The sequence below is a fragment of the Herbaspirillum huttiense genome (assembly GCF_004367745.1).
GTDB lineage: Bacteria > Pseudomonadota > Gammaproteobacteria > Burkholderiales > Burkholderiaceae_D > Herbaspirillum > Herbaspirillum huttiense.
In genome coordinates this window covers 1,239,688-1,261,768 of sequence record NZ_CP037993.1, presented here as the reverse complement: position 1 = coordinate 1,261,768, position 22,081 = coordinate 1,239,688, and the positions used below count along the sequence as shown (strand labels likewise).

Genomic DNA, 22,081 nt, shown 5'->3' with positions numbered 1-22,081 from the left:
GAAACATTCATCTGCCCGCCCTTATGCTCCCTACCGCGATATTGAACCTCGCCATGACCTCCGGCCCCTGCTTGGAAGTCATGTGAGAACCCACGTCAAGGAGCCGAGATGAATGCAAAAGGAAGCAACGAAAAAACCTGGCTGCTGGCGGCCATTCACGAGACCAAACCGATGGGCGACCGGGAGCCGACAATCGTTCGTGTGTGTCGAGATCCGAACGATGCGATTCCGGTGGCGCAATACATCGTGGCCGAAATGAAGAAAAACCCCTTTACGCCAGAGGGCAAGAAAATAACGTTAGCGAATCAGTTTGATCCCGAAGCCGAGATAAAAAAATGGAATGCACAGGCTTGGCACGCCAAGTTGGGCGCTATGCCGGACTACTACAATATCGCCACTGGACACAAGCTGGCTGCGTACCAGATGTGGACCATGCAGGTTGCGCCCGGGCAGCCGTGGGACCATAAACCGAAAATCAAAGCCATGCTGATGCAAAGAGGGATATTTCGCAAGGGCTGGCAAAGATACGCTCAGTACGATTATTTTTACGATATTTGGTCAAATATTCATTACGGCTACGTGGGAACGGCTGTCGGCTTCAGTAGTAACGAATTGCTCGGCGGTGCAGGCTTGGCGCAAGCACTCAGTGATGCGAAGCGTGACATCCTGGAAAATAAGAGATGGCCAGTCATGCAGCGACATCCTGAAAATGGTCCATGGCCCAATAGCGCAGACGATGTACAAGATCACATTTCAATACAGCTGGGGATTGACCTTTACACTTCGGCCAAACCAGGTACGCTGTCGGCCGAACTCCTGTTGAGCGAGATCACCTTCGTTGAGTTGCCGTGGGGTTCGGGCGGCGACAATCATGCAAAGCGACCACATCAATGCATTCGCTGAACGACACGAGTAATCGCCCATGAGTCTTCGCCTCACCAAAATAGTCGTTTTGGCCTCCCTGGTCATCTTGGCTGCATGGTATGTAGCGCGACCGACTATCGCAATTCACTATGCCGCTGACGCTAGCCAACCCGTTTCCTATTTTTACAATGCAGAACACAGCATTACCCGCGACCATCTCAACCCAGGCCAAAGCGTTCGATTCTCCACGCCCATGTTCCCCGGCGAAGATTTCTGGGTCATTGTCAGCACACCTTTTGTCAACGACGAGGGCGCCGAAATTGGCCCACCCTTCAGCCGGGTCGATGTCTATATCGATGCACAAGCCCACTTCCGTGTAGAAAAACATCACGGCTTCTTGGACCGTTTCTGATCTGTATATACAAAGAAAGATGCCCCGGACTCTGGCGACCACCAGAGACACGGGGCAAACGAGGAAGACCTCGGAGAAATCAATCGCGCGCCGTGCTCACACCGCGTGCTTGGCCACCGGTTCTGTGCGGCCTTCAGCCGAGCCGCCGCCGCCCTGCACCGGCGGCCGGGTCCGTGCCAGGAACACCAGCACCGCCGCCACCAGCGAAGCCCCCGACAATGCATACAGGCCGCCCTGGATGGAACCAGTCTTCTGCTCCAGGTAACCGAAGGTAGCCGGTGCGAAGAAGCCACCCAGGTTGCCCAGCGAATTGATCAACGCCAGCACCGCTGCCGCAATGCGCGCGTCCAGATAAGCCTGCGGAATGGGCCAGAACAAGGACGAAGCGGCCTTGAAACCGATGCCCGCAAAGCACACCGCCACGAAGCCGATCACGGGACCGGCCGAAGCCGAGACCGCCATGCCGATGGCCGAAATCACCAGTGTTGTCGCCACCCAGAACTGCGGCTTCTTGTAGCGCGCGGCCAGCACGGCAAAGACATACATCGCCGCAATCGCCACGATCCACGGAATCGAATTGAACAGGCCGACCTGGAAATCATTGAAGTGGCCCATCTTCTTGATGATGGTCGGCAGCCAGAAGGTGGCGCCATAGATGGTCAGCTGGATGGCGAAATAGATCAGGCAGAACAGCACGATCTGCGGATCACGCAACAAGGTCAGCGCCGAAACGTGCGCTGGACGATTGGCGGCACGCTGCTCCTGTTCGGCCGCGATGACCGTAGCCAGCGCCTCGCGTTGTTCCGGCGAGAGCCACTTGGCATCGCGCGGCGTGGAGTCCAGCACCTTCCACACCACCACGCAGAACAGCATCGACGCACCGCCCTCGATGATGAACATCCATTGCCAGCCATGCAGTCCGCCACCTTCAATCAGCAGCAGCGCACCGGTGATCGGACCGGAGAGAATCGAAGCAATTGCCGACCCCGACAGGAACACCGCCATCGCCCGGCCACGCTCATGGTTGGGCAGCCATTGCGTGAAGTAATACACCACGCCCGGGAAGAAACCGGCCTCGGTCACGCCCAGCAAAAACCGCATGAAATAAAAGCTGGTCTCGCTATGCACGAAGGCCATGCAAGCCGCCACCAGGCCCCAGGTGAACATGATCCGCGTGAGCCAGGCGCGGGCCCCATAGCGTTGCAGCAGCATGTTGGAAGGGACTTCGAAGATGGCGTAGCCGACGAAGAACAGCCCCGCGCCCAGGCCAAAGGCCGCTGCGCCGATGCCGAGATCGGTCGCGAGATGACTGCGTACGAAACCGATGTTGACGCGGTCGATGTAGTTGATGATGAACATCGCCACGAACAGCGGCAGGATGCGCCACTTGATCTTGCTCACCGCCGAGGTGAGGACCTGGTTCGCTGCGGGGGAGGACTGGGATGGATTCACGGGTTGTCTCCTCGTATGAGCCCGTACTGCCGGTTGATGAAAGAAAGTGCAGGCCGCCGGCGCGTTCAGCGCGCTCTTCTCGCAGCCTCGTCAAGGGAGATGAAGACCTGTGCTCAACGCACCAGGCAAGGTTGCTTGGGATCGAATTTCCAGCCGGGGATCAGGTATTGCATGGCCACCGCATCATCGCGCGCGCCCAGCCCCATGTTGCGGTAGGTCTGGTGCGCCGCCTCGACCTGTTCCATATCCAGCTCCACGCCCAGCCCCGGCCTGGCCGGCACCTTGACCTTGCCGCCCACGATCTGCAGCGGTTCGCGTGTAAGACGCTGGCCGTCCTGCCAGATCCAGTGGGTATCGATGGCGGTGATCTTGCCGGGAGCGGCCGCGGCCACGTGAGTGAACATGGCCAGAGAAATATCGAAGTGGTTGTTCGAATGCGAACCCCAGGTCAGGCCCCATTCATGGCACATCTGCGCGACACGCACCGAGCCCTGCATGGTCCAGAAATGCGGATCGGCCAGCGGGATATCCACCGATTGCAGCGAGATCGCATGGCCCATCTGGCGCCAATCGGTCGCCACCATGTTAGTAGCGGTCTGCAGGCCGGTAACACGGCGGAATTCGGCCATCACCTCGCGGCCCGAGTAGCCGTCTTCAGCACCACAGGGATCTTCCGCATAGGCCAGTACATCATGCTGGTCGCGGCACAGGCGAATGGCATCCTTGAGCAGCCAGCCGCCATTCGGATCGAGCGTGATGCGTGCCTTGGGGAAACGCTCGGCCAGGGCGGTGACGGCGGCGATCTCCTCCTCGCCACGCATCACGCCACCCTTGAGCTTGAAGTCATTGAAACCGTAGCGCGCATAGGCCGCCTCGGCCAGGCGCACCACCGCCTCCGGCGTGAGCGCGGCTTCGTGGCGCAGGCGCAGCCAGTCATCGTCCGCATCCGCTGCGGCCAGATACGGCAGGTCAGTCTTGCGGCGATCGGCCACGTAGAACAGATACCCCAGCATCTCCACCTCGTCGCGCTGCTGGCCCTCGCCCAGCAAGGCAGCCACCGGCACGTCGAGGAACTTGCCCAGCAGATCCAGCAGGGCCGCCTCCAGCGCGGTGACGGCGTGGATGGCGATGCGCAGGTCAAAGGTCTGCAGGCCGCGTCCACCCACATCGCGGTCGGCGAAAGCGGTACGCGCACGATTGAGGATGGCCTGCACATTGCCGATGGACTGGCCCACCACCAGCGAGCGCGCATCGTCGAGCGTCTGGCGGATACCCTCCCCGCCCGGCACTTCGCCCACGCCGGTGTTGCCGGCACTGTCGGTGAGGATGACGATATTGCGCGTGAAATACGGGCCATGCGCCCCCGAGAGGTTCAAGAGCATGCTGTCATGCCCGGCCACCGGGATGACGCGCATGCCGGTCACGCGCGGCGCGCCCTTGTGCTGGGATGGCGACGATGTCGGGGACGATGCGGAAGCTGGGTTCTGGGTCATGGCGGGTTTTCTCCGGAAACGGAAACGATCAGACTGCAAATTGGTAGCGGTACCAAATTTGAATTGAATGCATGGTAGCGGTACCAATTTTGACTGTCAATGGGGAAGCGTTGATTGCCTCAAGGCATCAGCACATCAGGAAGGATGAGGAAAGATCAGGAAAGATGCGGCGCTTCGGCGAAAACTCAGGCGCTGTCGCGCGCGATGATGGAGAAGCCGACATCGACAATACGCTCGCTGACCTCGCTGCCCGAGGCGCGCTCGATGATGAAGCGCGCGGCGCGCTGCCCGATGCCGGTGCCATCGATGCGCACCGTGGTCAGGCGTGGCTGCAGGTCGCGCGAGAATTCCAGATCGCCGAAACCGACCACGGCCAGTTGGCCGGGAATGGCGATGCCGCGGCTCTGCGCTTCGATCATCACGCCCAGCGCCAGCAAGTCGGAGCTGCAGAAGATGGCATCCAGATCAGGCTGCGCCTGCAGCAGTTCGGCCAAGCCTTGGCGGCCTTGCCCCAGCGTAGTCGGGGCGACGACGTGATACATGGGAACCTCGCCCCTGCCCTGCTGCATGCCCAGCGCCGCACACTCCTGCGCGAAGGCGTTCATGCGCCGCTGGCTGCGCTCATCGCGTCCGCCCACCACGGCCACCTTGCGGCGTCCGCGCGCATGCAGGTAGCGCGCCACCTCACGGCCGATAGCTTCGTGCGAGAAGCCCACCAGCATGTCGATGGGGGTCGGGGTCAGGTCCCAGGTTTCCACCACCGGGATACCGCTGGCCAGCAGCCGCTTGCGCGCTTCTGCCGAGCGCATGATGCCGGTCAGCACCACGCCATCGGGACGGCGCCCGATGATGGCTTCCAGCAGCGCATCTTCGCGCGAATTCTCGTAGCCGCTCTGGCCCAGCATGACCTGGTAGCCGGCCGCAGCCAGCGTTTCGGTCAGGGTATGGACGATTTCCTGGAACACCGGACCGATGACGGTCGGCACCACCACCGCCACCAGCCGGCTCTTGTTGGAGGCCAGTCCGCCGGCCAGCAGGTTGGGCACGTAACCGGTTTTCTCGACCGCCTCACGCACCTTCTGCAAGACCTTGGGCGAGACTGCCGACGGTGTATTGAGCGCACGCGATGCAGTGATCGGTGCCACGCCCGCCAGCTGCGCCACGTCGCGCAGCGTGATGCCACCGGCGCTCTTGCGGGCAGCACGGCGGCGCGGTTCGGCGCTGTCGTCGTCGCGCTCGGCACTGGTGATTTGCATCGGAGAATCTGGAGGAGGCATACGCTTTTCGGACATGGCGGCATTCTAGCATTGCGGCTGGTAGCGTTACCAATGCGACAAGCTGTGCGTCGGGTTTGGCAGTTGCCTCGGATACCGTCTCGGCAAAACGCAGGGAACGATGCGCATCGCCTCACCCGTCGCCGGGAAGTGCGAGGCAGACCGGCAAATGCCGCGCATGCATTATTGACTTGAATTCAACAATGATTTGTCCGTGCGGCACTTCAAGCGAAAAAGGAATTGTCCGATACTCAATCGCTCTGATCCTGATCGCCCCGGCAGCACTGGCCTGCCGGGCCTCATCATCAACGCAAAGGACAAGTCATGCACACCTCCACCCTCCCCGCCCTGGGCCTGGGCACCTTCCGTCTCAAGGACCAGCAGGTCATCGATTCGATCCGCAACGGCCTGGACCTCGGCTATCGCCACATCGATACCGCGCAGATCTACGGCAACGAAGCCGAAGTCGGCCAAGCCATCGCCGAGAGTGGCGTGGCCCGCGATGATCTCTTCGTGACCACCAAGATCTGGACCGAAAACCTCTCCCGCGACAAGCTCCTCCCCAGTCTCAAGGAAAGCCTGCGCAAGCTGCGCCTCGATCAGGTCGACCTGACGCTGATCCACTGGCCTTCCCCCCAGGATGAACTGCCGGTGGCCGACTACCTGCAGGCACTGGCCGAGGCCAAGGCACAGGGGCTCACGCGCCTGATCGGCATTTCCAACTTCACCATCGCGCACATGGAGCAGGCCATCGCCGCCGTCGGTGCGGAAGCCATTGCCACCAATCAGGTCGAGATCCATCCCTTCCTGCAGAACCGCAAGGTGATCGATTTTGCCCGTGCCAAGGGCATCCACCTGACGGCCTACATGCCGCTGGCGTATGGCAAGGTGATGGAGGACGCGACGCTGCTGGAGATCGCCGCCCGCCATGGAGTGTCGGCCGCACAAGTGGCGCTGGCCTGGTCGCTGCAGCAGGGCTTTGCGGTGATCCCCTCCTCGACCCGACGCGAGAACCTGGCCGCCAATCTGCAGGCGCAACGGTTGACGCTCTCCGAGGCGGAGATGCAGGCCATCGCTGCGCTCGACCGTGGCGAGCGGCTTGCCAATCCGGGATTTGCGCCGCAGTGGGATTGAACGCTGCTGCCCGCTGCGTGCAGCAACAGAGCGGATCAGGGCTTGCGCTGATCGCGGTTCTGCAACTGCAATTGCAGGCGCTCGATGGCACTGCCGACCGGGATGAAGAAGTTCATCCCGGCCAGTCCCTTGGCCCCCAGCCCGGCCACGGTGATGCCGATCACCTGGCCTGACTTGTCCAGCAAGGGACCGCCGCTGCTGCCCGGCAGGATCGCCACATCGCTCTGCAGGAAATCCAGATCGCGCACCTTGCGCACGCCACTGAGGATGCCGCGCGTGAGCGTGGTATTGAAGGCATCGCCCAGCGGAGAACCCAGCGCATACACATCCTCGCCGATGCCCGGCTCGCCCATGCGCAGCGGCATTGGCCGCACACCCGGCGCTTCGGTCTTGAGCAGCGCAATGTCACGCGCCGCATCCACCCGCACGACTTCAGCAAGCAGTTCTCGTCCGGTCGGCAGGCGCACCCGCACCGCGCGCGCCTGCCCGATCACATGCTGGTTGGTCAGCAGCCAGCCGGAACTGCCGATGTAGAAGCCGGTACCGGAGCCGCGCTCGGTCAGCACCGTGACCACCGCAGAACGCAACTCCGGCATCACCCTGGCGATCTCGCCATTGCCCCGTTCGGCGGGCTGATTGTCGATGGCCAGCGGGCTGCCCGCCGGCATGGCCTCCGGTGCGCGCGCAACGTCGCTGCCGGCACCGCCAATTGCAGCCGCGGCCACGCTGTCATAGGGCGATTGCAGCGCCAGCGCAAAGCGCGGATCGGCCAGCAGATTGCGGACCGCCGCGCCAAAGGCTTCCATCGGAATCGGCGGCACGCTGCCATCAAGACTGCGCTCACGCGAACGGAATACGCCTTCGCTCATGCCGCGATAGATCACCTTGCGCTGCTCCGGCGCGAACACCTGCCATTCCAGGCGGAGATAGGCCTCGCCGGTCCAGCTGTCGCCGCCCTTGGCGCAGAGATTGGTCTGGAACTGGCTGATGATCACGCCTACCTGGAGGTTGAAGTCGGCTGGCCGGGCGCGTTCCTGGGCAGCGTCTTGTTCCCGGAACAGCGGTTCGGCCGGGGACGCCGGCACCGGATAGCCATGCTGCTGCAGCTCGCTGCGAAAGCGCAGGAACAGCGCATTGGTCGGCAACATCACTTCGGCACTGTTCTGGTTCCAGACGATCTCGTTCCTGCGGGTACAGAACAGCCCACCCTGCAACTGCCCGATGATCTGGTTGCCCTGGCTGCCCTGCTCGAAGCGGCGCTGCGCACGTGCCAGGTAGGCGGGCCGTGCGGCGGCTTGCGGCGGCATCAGCAGCGGGGTCTTGTCTTCGACGGCGGGCATGAGGGCTTCGGCGGCCTGCACGCCACGCATCAGGGAGAGCGTGCAAGCGAGCAGCGCGAGCTGAAGAGGCAGCCGCGCCAGACGGCGCGGCAGGAGTAGCCGGAGAGTCTTGTTCATCATCGAGCGAGGAAAATGGGCCAGCGCCCCGGCTGGCGAAAGAGCGCATTCTGGCATGCTGCCGACGGTCTCCGCGATTGTCCCAAATGCCCGATATAGGAAAAAAAGGCCAGCTTCCACAAGAAAGCTGGCCTTCTCCAAAAGACACAGGTGAAATGATTTACGCGCTGGCCGGTTGCGGCTGCGCTCCCTGATGTCCCTTGATGCGCAACACCAGCACCGCGCCGATCAGACAGGCCACGCCCATCATGATCGACGACAGCGTGTAGTTGCCCAGCGTCGCCCGCATGTAGCCGGCCACCGTGGTGGCAGTAGCGGCCCCGAGCTGGTGCCCGGCCACGATCCAGCCGAACACGATGGGCGCGGCCAGGCGGCCGAAGACGTCATTGGCCAGGCGCACGGTCGGCGGCACGGTGGCGATCCAGTCCAGGCCATAGAAGATGGCGAAGATGGCCAGTCCGTAATACTGCAAGCCGAAGGCATACGGCAGGAAAATCAGCGCCAGTCCGCGCAGACCGTAATACCAGAACAGCAGCACGCGCGGATTGTAGCGGTCCGAGAGCCAGCCCGAGAGCGTGGTACCGACCAGGTCCAGCATGCCCATGGCCGCCAGGATGGAAGCGCCTTTGACTTCATTGATGCCGTAGTCATTGCACATGGCGATGAACTGCGTGCCGATGTAGCCATTGGTGGAGAGCCCGCAGACGAAGAAGCTCATGAACAGCAGCCAGAAGTCCGGCATGCGCACCGACGTGCGCAACGCATCGAAGGCGATGGCCAGCGGATTGCGCTTGGAGCGGCCATCATCGGCGGTCTCGCTGGTCTGGCCGACCATCTTCTGGCCGATGGCCGCCGGGCCTTCCGGCAGCAGCAGCCACACCAGCGGAATGGCCAGCAGCGCCACCGCCGACACCAGGAAAGCCACCGAGCGCCAGCCGTAGCTGCCCACCATGGAGGCCATCAGCGGCAGGAACACCATCTGCCCGGTAGCCGCACTGGCCGTCAGCAAGCCCATGGCCAGGCCGCGCCGGGTCTCGAACCAGCGGCTGACGATGGTCGCGCCCAGGGTGTTGGCCGCCACGCCGGTACCGGCACCGACCAGCAAACCCCACGACAGCAGCATGTGCCAGGGCATGTGCATGAGGGTCGACAGGGCCGTGCCGCTGGCCAGCAGCACCAGCGCCCCCAGCACCACGCGGCGGATGCCGAAGCGCTGCATGGCTGCCGCCGAGAATGGGCCGATCAGGCCATACAAGGCGATGTTGACCGAGATCACCACCGAGATGGTGGAGCGGTTCCAGCCGAACTCCTGTTCCAGCGGCAGGATCATCACCGAAGGCGTGGCGCGGATGCCGGCCGAACACAGCAGCACGAGGAAGATCACGCCCACCACCACCCAGGCATAGTGGAAGCGGGGCGTGACGGCGTTGGCCAGCGATTGGGTCAGTTTGTTCATGGCGATCCTGTCGGGAGGGCAGTGCGAGCTTGTTGGATGGGTGGGAGCGATTCGTCGGGTGAAGCAAAGTTCATTGCACCCTTAAACCGGGCCTGTTGGCGCGTCAGGCGTCCTGCAGGCGGGCATAGGCATCTTCGATGAGGTCATTGAATTCGCGCGCGAGCTTGGGACCGAGACGGCGGTCGATCTCGTCCTGGGCACGCCGCCAGCGCGGCCGGGCTTCCTCAAGCTTGGCGCGGCCGGTGCGGGAGAGTTGCAGGGCGAAGGAGCGCTTGTCCAGCAGGGCATCGTCGGGCAGGTCGACGGTCTCGATCCAGCCGGCGGCCACCAGGGGTTTCAGGGTGCGGCTCAGGGTGCTGCGGTCCATGCCCATGTCCTGCGCCAGCACGATATTGGCGATCGGTCCCTTGCGGCCGATGCGGCTCAACAACGAATACTGGGTGATGCTCAGCTCGCTGTCCTGCAGGTGATGGTCATAGATGATGGTGATCCTGCGGGTGAGACGACGCAGGGGGGCGCAGGTGCAGATGTCCTTGCTCATGGGGAATCCGGTTGGCGAGGGATGACAATCCGGCGTCAACGAGGCCGCGCCGGGGATCGCACAAAACAATGCATATGCATCGATGTATGCGCATCATAGGTAGCGTACTGCTTGAAGTCAAGCGAGATCAGGACATACCCACGACGCGGGAATGCGCCTACGGAAAAGCGGGGCGTAAAAAAAGCCTGCTCGCGCAGGCTTCTCCGAGGGGGATTGCGGCTTACACCAGGGTATCGTCGTATCCCCCGCCGTCATCCACATCGAAATTGCTCAGATCGGCAAGATCGCTGCTGCTGCCGGAGTCGCTGCCACTGTCATTGCTGGCGAAATCCGATTTGCGATCCCCATCACTGCCGTAGTAGTTGTTGACGGTAGTGTTCTCGATATTTTCCACCGGCGCGCTCAAGCCGTTCTGGTGCGCCAGTCCCGATCCGCTGTTGCCATTGAAGAGGTGCTCGATGCCTTGATACAGGAAGGCGCCACCGGCCACGCCCGCTGCGGTCGCCGCCACCGTGCCCAGCATGCTGCCCATGCCGCCGCCAAAGAAGCCGGACGAAGGCGCGGCCTGCGGGGCTGCCTGATAGGCGGGCACGGCCTGCTGAGGCGCGGGATAAGGCTGTGCAGGGGCCGGCATATAAGCCGGGGCCGCAGGCTGCGGACGTGCCGAGGCTGCCGCGGGCGCGTTGCCCCAGGCGTTGCCATCGAGAAAGCCAGAACTCCGCGCGCCGCCTGCGGCATTGGCCTGCAACGACTGCACCTGATTCTGCAGGGCGGCCACCTGGGCCTTGGTCGCGTTGAGGGCCTGTTCCATCAACAAGGCCCGTTGCACCAGCAGATACGCCGCATCCGGCTGGCGCGCCACCGCCGCCTGGATCATGGCATCGGCCTGGGCATCCTTGCTGATGCCCTGCACCTGCGTCAGTTGCTGGAGAAAATCCTGAAGGGCTTGGGTTTCTTGCGGACTCATGATGACGCTCCCAACGAAAATGAAAAATCAAAAAAACGATGAACACGCTTGAATCGCGATTGAAACGCAGACTGTAGACACAACGCGTCCAACCGCTCCCACCGATGGCTGGCATCAGACTCATCAGCAGGCTCAATGGCATTATGCGCGCGCCTTGCTTGCAGATTTGTGTCAACAATCGTCAACTTGGAAACAGCTTGTAACAGCCACCGGCGCCCCGTTGATATCAAACGGCATGGCCGCAAAAAACCCGAAGCGTGAATTTTTAGGTAATATCCCCCTCCCCGCACCCGTTCCGGCGGCCACAAGCCCGGAGCAGGCGGAGGCAGGCGCGGACTATCGGCCACCATCACTGGAGGCCGCTTTCCGTACCCCACTCCGGACCGACGAGAAACACCATCCTTCCCGATCGGCCCGCCGCATTCAAGACCAGGAAACCAGAACAGTACAAGCTGGCCGCAGCAACGCAAGTCGTTGCGCAGACCGCTTTTTCAAGACCGTTTTTCATCCCTCAACCAGACCATGACCCAACAAATTTCTGCCGCCGAGCAACTCCTGCGTGACGCCGCCCGCGAATACCACCGCACCCCGTCGCGCGGCAAGATCGAAGTCCGCCCCACCAAGCCGCTGTCGAACCAGCGCGACCTGTCGCTGGCCTATTCGCCGGGCGTGGCCTATCCCTGCCTGGACATCGAAGCCGACCCGCTGAAGGCCTTCGACTACACCTCGCGCGGCAACCTGGTGGCCGTCATCAGCAACGGCACCGCCGTGCTGGGCCTGGGCAACATCGGTCCGCTGGCCTCCAAGCCGGTGATGGAAGGCAAGGGCTGCCTGTTCAAGAAATTTGCCGGCGTCGACGTGTTCGACATCGAACTGGCCGAGAACGACCCGGACAAGCTGGTCGAGATCATCGCCGCACTGGAGCCGACCCTGGGCGGCATCAACCTGGAAGACATCAAGGCCCCGGAATGCTTCTACATCGAACAGAAGCTCTCGGCCCGCATGAACATCCCGGTCTTCCACGATGACCAGCACGGTACCGCCATCATCTCCTCGGCTGCCCTGCTGAACGGCCTGGAACTGGTCGGCAAGGACATCGGCGCCGTCAAGATCGCCGTCTCCGGCGCGGGCGCAGCCGCCATCGCCTGCGTGGAAGTGATGATCGGCCTGGGTGTGAAGCGCGAGAACGTCTACATGGTCGACAGCAAGGGCGTCATCTATGAAGGCCGCCCCGGTGGCCTGGACGCCTCCAAGCAGCGCTACGCGATCAAGACCGAAGCACGTACCCTGGCCGACGTGGTCAACGGTGCCGACGTCTTCCTGGGCTGCTCGGCCCCTGGCGTGCTGACCGCCGAGATGGTCAAGACCATGGCCGACAAGCCCATCATCCTGGCGCTGGCCAACCCGGAACCGGAAATCCGCCCCGAGCTGGCCAAGTCGGTCCGTCCGGACTGCATCATCGCCACCGGCCGTTCGGACTACCCGAACCAGGTCAACAACGTGCTGTGCTTCCCCTACATCTTCCGTGGCGCGCTGGACTGCGGTGCCACCAAGATCACCGAAGCCATGAAGCTGGCCTGCGTGCGCGAGATCGCCGACCTGGCCAAGGCCGAGACCAGCGCCGAAGTCAGCGCCGCCTACCCCGGCAAGGAACTGGTATTCGGTGCCGACTACCTGATCCCGACCCCGTTCGATTCGCGCCTGATTCTGAAGATCGCCCCGGCCGTGGCCAAGGCGGCTGCCGAGTCCGGCGTGGCGACCCGTCCCATCAAGGACTACGCCGCCTACCGTGAAGAACTGACCCGCTTCATCTACCAGACCGGCATGTTCATGCAGCCCGTCTTCAACACCGCCAAGGTCGCGCCGCAACGCGTGGTCTACGCCGATGGCCAGGATGAGCGCGTGCTGCGCGCCGTGCAGTTCGTGGCCGACGAAGGCCTGGCCGCACCGATCCTGGTCGGCCAGCCCGCCGCCATCGAAGCCGGCATCAAGAAGGCCGGCCTGCGCATCAAGATCGGCCAGAACGTGCAAGTGATCGACCCGGCCAGCGACGCCCGCGTGGCGCAGTACGCCGCCCAGTACAAGGACGGCAGCGAAGCCGACGTGCGCGCCAGCGGCAGCCTGCTGGCGGCGCTGATGGTCAAGGCCGGTGACGCCGACGCCATGCTGTGCGGCCTGGATGGCAACTACGACGGCCACCTGGCCCATGTGGAAAAGGTGATTGGCCTGAAGGACGGCGCGCAGGAATTCGCCGCCCTGAACGCGGTGCTGCTGCCGGAACAGACGCTCTTCATCACCGACACCTACGTCAACGACACCCCGGACGCCGAGCAGCTGGCGCGCATCGCCAAGGCGGCCGCCGAAGAAGTGGCGCGCTTTGGTGTGCCGCCGAAGGTGGCCTTCCTGTCGCACTCCAACCATGGCAGCTCCTCGCGTCCCTCGGCCCGCAAGATGGCTGCCGCGCATGAAGCCTTCAAGAAGCTGGCACCGGAGGTCGAATCCGCCGGTGAACTGCACGGCGACGCCGCCCTGTCGGAAAAGATCCGCAACAATGCGGGCCTGGCCGACAGCGGCCTCACCGGTGCGGCCAACGTGCTGGTCTGCCCGAACCTGGACGCGGCCAACATCCTCTTCAATGTCTTGAAGACCAGCAGCGGCCAGGGCACCACCATCGGCCCCATCCTGCTGGGCGCGGCCGCTCCCGTGCATGTGCTGACCCCGTCTAGCACCGTGCGCCGTGTCATCAACATGACCGCGCTGGCAGCGGCCAAGGCACAGGACGGCAAGCCCAAGGCCTGAGTCCCGCAGGTAGCATGAACAACGCCCCGCTGTCGTGAGACGGCGGGGCGTTTTGTTTTGGAACAAAACTTCACGCTGGCGCACACCGGTCAGCCGCAGCGCGCCGTCATGGCCTCATCGTGCGAAATAAAGATCATGTAGATGATCCAGCGCCACCTCGCTGGCCTTCTGCGACAGGATCACCTTGCCGCCCTGCATCAGGTAGACGTGATCGGCCACGCCCACAGCGCGTTCGGTGTTCTGCTCCACCAGGATGATGGTGCGGCCCTCTGCCTTCAATCGCGCCAGGATTTCGAAGAGTTCGTTGACCACCACCGGGGCCAGTCCCAGCGAGGGTTCGTCGATGATGAGCAGCTTCGGTTCGGACATCAGCCCGCGCGCCATCGCCAGCATCTGCGCCTCGCCACCGGAGAGTGACCCGGCCAGCTGGCGGCGACGTTCGCGCAGCTTTGGGAACATGGTGTAGGCGCGCTCCAGGTTGTCCTTCACGCGCGCGCGGTGCTGCGGGGCGAAGGCACCGACGATGAGGTTTTCCTCGATGCTCATGGCGCGGAAGATCATGCGTCCTTCCGGGATCATCGCCATCGAGACCTTGGACATTTCCCAGGTCGGCATGCCATTGAGCACTTTGCCCTCCAGCGTGACCTGCCCCTGCCCGATCGGGATCAGGCCCATGATGGCGCGCAGCAGCGTGGTTTTACCGGCACCGTTGGGCCCGATGATGGTGGTCAGCTGGCCCTGCCCCACTGTCAGCGAGACATCCCACAGCACATTGATGGCACCGTAGCCGGCGCGCAGGTTGGTGACTTCAAGCATTCACGCTCCCGTATAACTCTTGATGACTGCCGGATCATTGAACACCTGCGCCGGCGCGCCCTCGGCGATGAGCTGGCCGAAGTTGAGCACGGCCACGCGCGGACACAGGTTGCTGATGGTCTCGATGTCGTGTTCGATGATGACGATGCCCACCGCAAAGGCCTCATGCAGGCCCTTGAGCATCTGCATGAAACGGCGCTTGCCATTGGTCTCCAGCCCGGCCAGCACTTCGTCGAGCAGCAGCAGCTTGGGCTGGGTGGCCAGGGCCTTGGCCACTTCCAGCGCTTTCAGTTCGGTCAGCGCCAGTTCGGTGGCGGCATCGCGCTCGGCTTTTTCGGCCAGGCCGGTGAAGGCCAGCACTTCGTCGATCTTGGCCGCATCCACCTTGCCGGTAGCAAAGCGCTGCGCCACGGTCAGGTTCTGCCGCACCGTCAGTTCATGCATGGGCTGCGGAATCTGGAAGGTGCGGCCGATACCCAGCCGCGCACGGCGGTGCAGCGGCGCATGCAGGATATCGGCGCCATTGAAGCGGATGCTGCCGCTGGTCGGACGCACCAGTCCGGAGATGGCATTGAAGAGCGTGGTCTTGCCCGCGCCATTGGCACCGACCAGGCCGACCACGTCGCCGGTGCCGACCTGCAGCGTGACTTCATCGACCGCCGTCAGGCCACCGAAGCGCACCGAGACTTTTTCAAGTTGCAGCATGCTTGCCTCCTGCGGATTTGCCTTTGCCCAGCTTGCGCAGCAGTGGCAACAAGCCGTCCGGACTGAAGACGATCATCGCCACCAGCAAGGCCCCCAGCACCAGTTGATGGCCGGAAGGGATGATGTTCTTGAACACCAGCTGGTCCAGCAGGTAGACCACCACCGCCCCGACCACCGGTCCGGTGATGCTGCGATAACCTCCGAAGATGGCCGCCACGATGGGGATGGTGACCCACAGGGCGCTGAAGGCATAGTCCGGTTCCAGGAAGCTGATGTAGTGCGCATTGAAGGCACCCACCACGCCGCACATGAAGGCCGACAGCAGCAGCATCATGCCCTTGAGCACGGTGCTGTTGACGCCCACCACGCGGGTCGCGTCCTCGCTCTCATGCATGGCACGCAGGGCCAGTCCATAGTGGCTTTCGCGCACCCGTGCATACACCAGTGCGAATACCACCACGATCAGCAGGATCACGAAATACGCGCCGATCTTGCTCGACAGGTCCACCCCCATCACCGTCGGCAGGCGCGCAATGTTGGAGAGCCCGCCCGAGCCGCCGGTCATCGACGTCCACTCGGTGGCCAGGATGCGGAAGATGTGTGCATACGCCAGGATCGCCAGCGCGAAATACGGACCGCGCAGACGTAATACGGGCAACATCGCCAGCGCCGCCACCAGCGCACCGACGCCGCCCAGCAGCAAGCCCAGCAATACCGGCACACCGAATTTCATGCTCAATACCGCCGAGGTATAAGCCCCCACACCAAAGAAAGCCGCGTGACCGAAACTGATCATGCCGCCCAGGTTGCCCAGCAGCGCCCACGACAGCGCGATGCCGCCGATCACCATCGAGGCCACCAGCAGGCTCATCACGTAATGGTCCTGCGCCAGCAGCAGCGGTGCGCCGATCAGCAGCAAGGGCAGCAGCAGTGCGGGCAGCTTGTTCTTGTTCATCGTCATGATCTCATCCCCTTCTTGCGCGCACGCCGAACAAGCCGTTGGGCATGATGAACAGCACCAGCAGGAACAGCCCCATGCCCGCCAGTTCCTGCAGGGCCGAGCTGGCCAGGGTCACGGTCAGCGCCTCGGCCACGCCGAGCAGGATCGCGCCGATCAGGACGCCCGGAATCGAGCCCACACCGGCCAATACAGTAATAATGAAAGCCTTGACCGTGAGCACTCCGCCATAAGCTGGGCTGATAACACCGTAACTGAACAAGGCCACCCCGGCGAAGGACGCCAGGATGCCCGCCACGATGAAGGACACCAGTTCGGTATAGCCGGGATTGATGCCCATGAGCTTGGCCGCATCGCGGTTGCTGGAGACGGCGCGCACCGCACGGCCATACCAGCTGCGCGAGAGCCACCACCAGAGTGCGGCCATCATCAACAGGCTCACGCCGAAGAACAGCACTTCGCTGCGCATGCTGTAGAAGGGGCCGAGCACGAAGGCTTCCTGCAGCCATTCGGAACTGGTGGAACGGATGTCGGCCTTCCAGATCAGCAGCATGCCGTTGGTGAGGATGACGCCGATGCCATAGGTGAGGATCAGCGAATTGATCTCGCGGTCCTTCTTGATGCGGCTGACCACGAAATACACGATGGCCGAGGTCAGGCACACCACCACCAGCGCGATGGGAATGGCCAGTACCGGATTGAGGCCCAGGCCCGATTCCACCGAGTAGGCGATATAGGCCGCCAGCAATACCAGCTCACCCTGCGCCAGGTTGATGACGCGCATGGCACCGAACACCAGCGCCAGGCCCAGGGCAATGAGAGCGTAAGAGCCCCCCTGCAGCAGCCCCGAGTACAGGGCTTGCAGTATCAGTTCATTCATGTCTGCATTCCGTTGGAGTGGGCAACGGCGCGCCCGCCCGTGCAGCGTGCGCGCCGCCCGGGCATTACCAGGGCACGGCCGGATAATTCATCTTGTTGGTAGCAGCCGCCTTGGGCCAGACGATGGCGACCTTGTCGCCCTGGTGCTGGCCCATGTGGTGGGTGAAGTTCAGGTTGTCGCCATTGGCACCGAACTGCACGCGGCCGATCAGGGTTTCACGATCGGTCTTGCGCATTTCTTCGGCCACGCCATCCTTCTTGAGCGTGCCCTTGTCGGCGGCGCGGGCGATGGCTTCGAACAGCAGCATCGATTGCACGTAACCGAACTGGCCCAGGTAGTCAGGGTCCTTCTTGTAGAGGCGGCGATAGGTTTCTTCAAAGAGCTTGCCATCGGCCGTGGTGAACTGCGCCGGATACGGCAGCAGCGCCGTGCCATACACATTGGGCACCAGGTCCGGGAAGTCCTGCGCCATCTTCGGGGTGGCCAGCGACCATACGCCGACCATGGCCTTGACCGCCGGCTTCAACACGCGCGCTGCACGCAGGATGCCGACGTAGTCATTCTCGTAGCCGATCATGGCGATGACTTCCGGCTTGTCCTGCAGCTTGATCTTGTTGACGATGGGCTTGAAGTCGCTGATGGCCGGATCGAAGGCGTGCGAAGTCACCTTCAGTCCCTTGGCACCCCAGGCTTTTTCCAGGTCCTTGGCCAGCGCCGCCGTGGCTTCCTTGGTGGAATAGACGATGGAGACCGAACGCGCATTCATGTCGTCCAGCAGGCCCACCATGGCCTTCTGGTAGCCGGCCACGTTGTTGATACGGAAGAAGTTCTTGCGGCCGCTGTTGACCAGGTTGTCGTCCACGCCGCCGGAGGTCATGTAGACCAGTCCCGCCTTGCCCGCCGCATCGGCAGCCGGTGCGATATTGTTGGAGCCGTAGCCGCCGGTGATGGCCAGCACGCCTTCGCCAGCCAGCTTCTCGACGGCGGCGATGGCCTTGGCCGGGGCCGATTCGTCATCGATGGTGACCAGCTTGATCTTGTGCTTGCCGTTGGTCTTGTTGAAGACATCGGCCGCCACGTTGATGCCCTCCTGCATGCCCGAGCCCACGCGGGCCAGGCTGCCGGTCAGCGGGATTTCCACGCCGACCTTGAGTTCGTCGGCGGCCGCGCTGCCCGCGCCAGCGGCCAGTGCCGAGGCGATACAGGCCAGCAGGGCCAGTCGCTTGATGCCTTGATGCTTGTTCGTCATTGTCTCCACCTTTTTCCTCTGAGTGAATCTGAGTGATGTTGATGTCTGTCCTGCGCGGGACGTCCCGCCTCAGCGATGGATGCCAGGCGCACGACGCTGCCTGCGAACGTGCGCATCCCGGCCGGACGGCACCGGACACCCATGGCTGAAACGGGTCTGCATGACCCCGATGGCGCTGACTTCTGTTTTTTGTTGTGATGGACCTGCGGTACTGCCTTGCTGCGCACCGGTCATGCCTGCGGCATGGCGGCGCGTCTGTCTCCGTGCTCGTTGTTGCTCGTTGTGACCTGTTCGTTGCTGCCTGCCGCTCAGTGGCGGCCCATGCTGGCTTCCACCGTGCGCACCACGTTCACCAGACGCGGGCCGAGGTCTTCCATCAGCATCTCGCGCGTCAGCATGAACGCCGGGCCGCCGCAATTGAAGGCCATGATCTTTTCTTCGTTGGCATCGATCATGGGCACGCCCACGGCGCTGATGGTCTTTTCCCATTCGCCGACGGAAATGCAGAAACCATGATCCTGGTAATCCTTGAAGGCCTGCTCGATGCCGGCCTTGACCTTGGGCCATTGCTCTTCATTGCGCAGGCGGATGTGGTCCATCAGGAAATCGCGTTCGTTCTGGGGCAAGGCGCACAGCAGCGCGCGGCCCATGGAGGTGGTGGCCAGCGGAATGCGCGAGCCGACGTCGCGGCGCAAGGTCACGGCGGACTGGCCGCGCGTGGCTTCGATGTAGACCATGCTGAGGCGATCGCGGATGCCCAGCGCCACATTGCATTGCGAATAGTCGGCCAGCTCCTGCATGGCCGGACGCGCCAGCTTGCGCACATCCATGCCGGAGAGGAGGGAGTAGCCGAGGGCGAGCACGCCGGAGCCGAGCTGATAGCGGCCCTGGTCTTCGGAATATTCGAGATAGCCCAGCCGGGTCAGGGTGTGCGTCAGACGCGAGATGGTCGGCTTGGGCAGGCCGGTGCGCTTGGCCAGTTCGGTGTTGGTGAGGTAGATCTCCCCGGGACGGAAGCACCGCAGGATCTCCAGTCCACGCGCCAGGGCATTGACGAACTGCCGGTCGTGGCTCTCATCCTCACCCTTGAACGACACAATCTCATCCATCCGTCACATCTCCGCGTGGCAGGGCCGTGCCGCATGGTCACGTCGCCCTTCATTGGCTGTGGAATGTACACACCTGAAATCGCAGTGTCAATTATTTGCGAACGTGTGTTCCGCTGTGCAAAACAAGCAGTCCGGATGTGGCGTTTCAACAGCGCCAACAGCGGCCCCCGGCTCAACCTGCCTTTTTCGCCATCGGCCGCAAACGCCCACCCCACCTGACCCTTGCTGACAATTGTGCAGATCGGGCCGCTGCGGTATGCACGGTTTACACATCCGGCGCAAATGCGGTATCGTTGCCGACAAACGCCATTTGCGAACTTGAGTTTCGCTATGCGAACCAACTAGAACAGGAGACTGCTGCATGTCCAAGCAATCCACGGCGGCGGGCGAAACGCCCCCGGTCCATCTGGCGCGTGAAGGTGCCATCCTGGTGGTGACCATCGACAACCCGCCGGTCAATGCGCTGGGGGTGGCGGTGCGCCGGGGCCTGATGTCCGCCATCGAGGAGGGTGAGGCCGATGCAGGCGTAGCCGCCATCCTGGTGACCGGCGCGGGGCGCAACTTCATCGGCGGGGCCGACATCCGCGAATTCGGCAAGCCGCCGCAATCGCCCCTGCTGACCGAACTGTGCAATCGCATCGAGGCCTGCAACAAGCCGGTGCTGGCCGCCATCCACGGTGCGGCCCTGGGCGGCGGGCTGGAAGTGGCGCTGGCAGCGCATTACCGCGTAGCCCTTGGCAACGCCCGCCTGGGTCTGCCTGAGGTGCAGCTGGGCCTGTTGCCCGGTGCCGGTGGCACCCAGCGCACGCCGCGCCTGATCGGTGCGCAGGCCGCGCTGGACATGATGCTGAGCGGACGCCATCTCAGCGCCAAGGAAGCCCTTTCGCTCGGTCTGGTGGACCAGTTGGCCGAGGGCGACAGCGCCGATCAGGCGCGCGCGGCCGGCCTGCGCGAACTGCAGGCCCTGCTGGAGACCCACGCACCGGTACGCCGCAGTCGCGATGGCAAAGGGCTGGCCGATACCGCCGCCACGCAAGCGGCCATTGCGGCCGCACGCGCCGAGGCCGGCAAGAAATCGCGCGGCCTGTTCTCCCCGCACAAGATCATCGATGCGGTGGAAGCCGCCACCAATCTCACCTTCGAGGAAGGACTCGCACTGGAACGCCAGTTCTTCCTGCAATGCCTGGACAGCCCGCAACGCGCCGGCCTGATCCACGCCTTCTTCGCCGAACGCGAAGTGCAGAAAGCCCCCGAGACCCGCAACGCCCAGCCGCGCCGCATCGAACAGATCGGTGTGGTCGGCGGCGGCACCATGGGTGCGGGCATTGCCGTGGCGGTGCTCGATGCCGGTTTGCCGGTGACCATGATTGAACGTGACGATGAAGCGCTCGCACGTGGGCGCGGCCATGTGGAAAAAGTTTACGACGCCCAGGTGGCCAAGGGCCGTCTCACGCAAGAAGCCCGCGACGCCGTACTGGCGCGCTTGCACGGCAGCACCCGTTATGAAGACTTGTCCGCCGCCGATGTGGTGATCGAAGCCGTCTTCGAAGATCTGACGGTGAAGCAAGCCGTCTTCGCCGAACTGGACCGCGTTTGCAAACCCGGTGCCGTGTTGGCGACCAACACGTCCTACCTCGACATCGACGCGATTGCCGCCAGCATCTCCCGTCCTTCGGACGTGATCGGCCTGCACTTCTTCTCGCCGGCCAATGTGATGAAGCTGCTGGAAATCGTGGTGCCGCGCCAGGTCACGGGCGACGTGGTGGCCACCGCTTTCGAACTGGCCAAGCGCCTGCGCAAGGTGCCGGTGCGCGCCGGGGTCTGCGATGGCTTCATCGGTAATCGCATCCTGGCCGTCTATCGCCAGGCGGCCGATGCCCTGATGGAAGATGGCGCGTCGCCCTATGAGATCGATGCTGCCGTGCGCGACTTCGGTTTTGCCATGGGGCCGTACCAGGTGGTGGACCTGGCCGGTGGCGACATCGGCTGGGCCACCCGCAAGCGCCGCGCCGCCACGCGCGATCCGCGTGCGCGCTACGTCCGCATTGCCGACCGCCTGTGCGAACGCGGCTGGTTCGGCCAGAAGAGCGGACGCGGTTTCTATCGCTATCCGGATGGACCGCGCAGCGGCGCGCCGGACCCGGAAGTGCTGGCGCTCATCGACGAAGAACGTGAACGCGCCGGCATCACCCCGCGCAGCTTCAGCAAGGAAGACATCCAGCGCCGCTACCTGGCCGCCATGATCAACGAGGGTGCCAATGTCGTCCATCAGCGCATTGCGCTGCGTCCGCTGGATGTGGATGTCACCTTCCTCTATGGCTACGGTTTCCCGCGCCATCGCGGCGGTCCGATGAAATACGCCGACATGGTCGGCCTGCCCAATGTGCTGGCGGACATCCGCGCCTTTGCCGCCGAAGACCCGCTGTTCTGGACGCCCTCGCCGCTGCTGGTGGAACTGGTCGAACGCAGCGCCAATTTTGAATCGCTGAACCAGGCCGGCTGATCGTTCTACCGA

The 22,081-nt window shown here is 63.4% G+C and carries 18 protein-coding genes; 5 read left to right on the top strand and 13 right to left on the bottom strand.

The features are described 5' to 3' along the window. Positions 1-108 precede the first annotated feature (108 nt). Together E2K99_RS05610 and E2K99_RS05605 are read left to right on the top strand one after the other, a co-directional pair. Complete coding sequence (locus tag E2K99_RS05610; protein ID WP_134221614.1) at positions 109-903, top strand: polymorphic toxin type 44 domain-containing protein; 795 nt, start codon at positions 109-111, stop codon at positions 901-903. Positions 904-922: 19 nt separating this feature from the next. Further along, the gene (locus E2K99_RS05605; RefSeq protein WP_134221613.1) at positions 923-1,276 is read left to right on the top strand and encodes a hypothetical protein; all 354 of its coding nucleotides are present in this window, start codon (positions 923-925) and stop codon (positions 1,274-1,276) included. Between the two features lie 96 nt (positions 1,277-1,372). Here E2K99_RS05605 and E2K99_RS05600 read toward each other — a convergent pair whose 3' ends face one another. From E2K99_RS05600 to E2K99_RS05590, 3 genes are all read right to left on the bottom strand, one after another. Further along, positions 1,373-2,728: an MFS transporter gene (locus tag E2K99_RS05600; RefSeq protein ID WP_134221612.1), complete on the bottom strand. Its 1,356-nt coding sequence runs from the start codon at positions 2,726-2,728 to the stop codon at positions 1,373-1,375. A gap of 113 nt (positions 2,729-2,841) precedes the next feature. Next, positions 2,842-4,221, bottom strand: a complete 1,380-nt coding sequence (gudD, locus tag E2K99_RS05595; protein WP_134221611.1) for a glucarate dehydratase — start codon at positions 4,219-4,221, stop codon at positions 2,842-2,844. A 185-nt stretch (positions 4,222-4,406) separates the two neighbouring features. After that, a complete protein-coding gene (locus E2K99_RS05590) occupies positions 4,407-5,477 on the bottom strand; it encodes a LacI family DNA-binding transcriptional regulator (RefSeq protein WP_121044057.1) in 1,071 nt (356 codons plus the stop codon). A 342-nt stretch (positions 5,478-5,819) separates the two neighbouring features. On the opposite strand from E2K99_RS05590, the gene dkgB reads away from it, so the two are divergent. Beyond that, complete coding sequence (dkgB, locus tag E2K99_RS05585) at positions 5,820-6,629, top strand: 2,5-didehydrogluconate reductase DkgB (RefSeq protein ID WP_134221610.1); 810 nt, start codon at positions 5,820-5,822, stop codon at positions 6,627-6,629. Positions 6,630-6,664: 35 nt separating this feature from the next. Here the strand turns inward: dkgB and E2K99_RS05580 are convergent, their stop codons facing one another. The 4 genes from E2K99_RS05580 to E2K99_RS05565 form a co-directional block, all read right to left on the bottom strand. Beyond that, a complete protein-coding gene (locus E2K99_RS05580) occupies positions 6,665-8,086 on the bottom strand; it encodes a S1C family serine protease (protein ID WP_240733859.1) in 1,422 nt (473 codons plus the stop codon). Between the two features lie 160 nt (positions 8,087-8,246). After that, a complete protein-coding gene (locus E2K99_RS05575; protein WP_134221609.1) occupies positions 8,247-9,542 on the bottom strand; it encodes an MFS transporter in 1,296 nt (431 codons plus the stop codon). 103 nt (positions 9,543-9,645) lie between these two features. Continuing rightward, positions 9,646-10,083, bottom strand: a complete 438-nt coding sequence (locus E2K99_RS05570) for a MarR family winged helix-turn-helix transcriptional regulator (protein ID WP_134221608.1) — start codon at positions 10,081-10,083, stop codon at positions 9,646-9,648. Between the two features lie 220 nt (positions 10,084-10,303). After that, positions 10,304-11,050 (bottom strand): DUF2076 domain-containing protein, encoded by a 747-nt coding sequence (locus E2K99_RS05565; RefSeq protein WP_134221607.1) that lies wholly within the window; start codon positions 11,048-11,050, stop codon positions 10,304-10,306. A 522-nt stretch (positions 11,051-11,572) separates the two neighbouring features. On the opposite strand from E2K99_RS05565, the gene E2K99_RS05560 reads away from it, so the two are divergent. Then, entirely contained in the window at positions 11,573-13,849 is a 2,277-nt protein-coding gene (locus E2K99_RS05560) for an NADP-dependent malic enzyme (protein ID WP_134221606.1), read from the top strand. Between the two features lie 114 nt (positions 13,850-13,963). Here the strand turns inward: E2K99_RS05560 and E2K99_RS05555 are convergent, their stop codons facing one another. The 6 genes from E2K99_RS05555 to E2K99_RS05530 all read right to left on the bottom strand — a co-directional run bounded on the left by E2K99_RS05555 (position 13,964) and on the right by E2K99_RS05530 (position 19,566). Then, positions 13,964-14,665, bottom strand: coding sequence for an ABC transporter ATP-binding protein (locus E2K99_RS05555; protein ID WP_134221605.1), 702 nt, complete (start codon positions 14,663-14,665; stop codon positions 13,964-13,966). Then, entirely contained in the window at positions 14,666-15,370 is a 705-nt protein-coding gene (locus tag E2K99_RS05550) for an ABC transporter ATP-binding protein (protein ID WP_134221604.1), read from the bottom strand. It abuts the gene before it with no gap. Continuing rightward, positions 15,357-16,331 carry a branched-chain amino acid ABC transporter permease gene (locus tag E2K99_RS05545; protein WP_134221603.1) on the bottom strand — a complete coding sequence of 325 codons (975 nt, stop codon included), beginning with the start codon at positions 16,329-16,331 and terminating at the stop codon, positions 15,357-15,359. Before E2K99_RS05545 ends, E2K99_RS05550 begins: the two co-directional genes overlap by 14 nt. A 4-nt stretch (positions 16,332-16,335) precedes the next feature. After that, a complete protein-coding gene (locus E2K99_RS05540) occupies positions 16,336-17,208 on the bottom strand; it encodes a branched-chain amino acid ABC transporter permease (protein ID WP_034340218.1) in 873 nt (290 codons plus the stop codon). A gap of 64 nt (positions 17,209-17,272) precedes the next feature. Then, the gene (locus E2K99_RS05535; protein WP_034340216.1) at positions 17,273-18,457 is read right to left on the bottom strand and encodes an ABC transporter substrate-binding protein; all 1,185 of its coding nucleotides are present in this window, start codon (positions 18,455-18,457) and stop codon (positions 17,273-17,275) included. Between the two features lie 308 nt (positions 18,458-18,765). Next, complete coding sequence (locus tag E2K99_RS05530; RefSeq protein WP_008326330.1) at positions 18,766-19,566, bottom strand: IclR family transcriptional regulator; 801 nt, start codon at positions 19,564-19,566, stop codon at positions 18,766-18,768. Positions 19,567-19,927: 361 nt separating this feature from the next. Here E2K99_RS05530 and E2K99_RS05525 point away from each other — a divergent pair, with 361 nt between their 5' ends. Then, complete coding sequence (locus E2K99_RS05525) at positions 19,928-22,069, top strand: 3-hydroxyacyl-CoA dehydrogenase NAD-binding domain-containing protein (RefSeq protein WP_134221602.1); 2,142 nt, start codon at positions 19,928-19,930, stop codon at positions 22,067-22,069. The last annotated feature ends 12 nt before the right edge of the window (positions 22,070-22,081 follow it).